Source organism: Actinotalea sp. C106 (assembly GCF_023630195.1).
In the GTDB taxonomy this organism is placed as follows: Bacteria; Actinomycetota; Actinomycetes; order Actinomycetales; family Cellulomonadaceae; genus Actinotalea.
This window is the reverse complement of sequence record NZ_JALPKN010000574.1, coordinates 1-838: the sequence shown is the minus strand read 5'-3', so window position 1 is coordinate 838 and position 838 is coordinate 1. Positions and strand designations below refer to the sequence as shown.

Sequence of the window (838 nt, the reverse complement as noted above, 5' to 3'; positions counted from 1 at the left end):
CAGGCCTTGCGGGGGGACGTCGTGCTGGACGGCCTGCTCGGCATGGGGGGCCGGGGCGGGCTGCGTGGTGCGGCTGCCGAGCTGGTGGCGGGGCTCGACGAGCTCTGCCGCGACGTCGACCCGCAGGGCCAGGGGCCGGGCACCGACGCCGGTCGTCCCCGGGTCATCGCGGTCGACGTGCCCAGCGGTATCGGCGTCGAGGACGGCGGCGTGCCGGGACCCGTGCTGCGGGCCGACCGGACCGTGTGCTTCGGGGCGGTCAAGGCGGGGCTGCTGCTGCCGCCGGCCACCGCGCTGGTCGGTCGGCTCGAGGTGGTCGACCTCGGCCTGGAGGCGGTGCTCGCGGACCAGGTGAGCCGCGGACCGGTCCAACGGCTCGAGGTCGAGGACGTGCGCCGGCTCTGGCCCGTGCCGGGGGGCTCGGACCACAAGTACAGCCGTGGGGTGGTCGGTGTGGTCGCCGGCACCTCGACCTACCCCGGGGCGGCCGTCCTCACGGTGGCCGGTGCCCAGGGCGCGGGCTGCGGGATGGTGCGCTACGTGGGGCCCGAGGCGGTGGCCTCGGCCGTGGTGACGGCCCACCCCGAGGTGGTCGCCGCCACGACGGCCGAGGTCCACGTCCAGGCCTGGGTGCTGGGCCCGGGGCTGTCCTGCGAGGACGAGCAGTCAGGACGGGCCCGGGCGGCCCTGGCCCAGGCCCTCGAGCAGCGGTTGCCGGTGGTGGTCGACGCCGGCGGGCTCGCCCTGCTGCCCGAGCGGCTCGACCCGCTCGTGGTGCTGACCCCGCACGCCGGGGAGCTCGCAGCCCTCCTGGTGGCCCGCGGGGTCGAGGTCGGCC

The 838-nt window shown here is 77.7% G+C and carries 1 protein-coding gene; it reads left to right on the top strand.

Annotation, left to right across the window (positions count from 1 at the left end; translation table 11 throughout):
* Positions 1-838: NAD(P)H-hydrate dehydratase (locus L0B03_RS18570; protein ID WP_284502015.1), on the top strand; the 838-nt coding region annotated here is incomplete at both ends.